General features: G+C 68.3%; 1 protein-coding gene. It reads left to right on the top strand.

Annotated features, from left to right (window positions below):
* Nucleotides 1–306 (top strand): lyase family protein (locus ACWBNA_RS47925; protein ID WP_482710897.1); only part of this gene is annotated, 306 nt, incomplete at both ends.

Raw genomic sequence — 306 nt, 5'->3', positions numbered from 1 at the left:
CCCGCAAGGCCGTCGAGTTCCGCAACGTGCTCAAGATGGGCCGTACACAGTTGCAGGACGCGGTGCCGATGACGCTCGGCCAGGAGTTCTCCGCCTATGCCGTCATGATTGACGAGGACCGCCACCGTCTTGACGAGGCCGTCGAGCTGATCCATGAGATCAACCTGGGGGCCACGGCGATCGGCACCGGGCTCAACGCCCCCGCCGGATACGCGGAGTCGGCCCGCCGCCACCTCTCCGAGATCACCGGACTGCCGCTGGTCACGGCCGCGAACCTGGTCGAGGCCACCCAGGACTGCGGCGCGT

This window comes from Streptomyces sp. Q2 (genome assembly GCF_056820935.1).
Note: the sequence above shows the minus strand (reverse complement) of the source record. Positions and strands in the feature narration are given on the sequence as shown.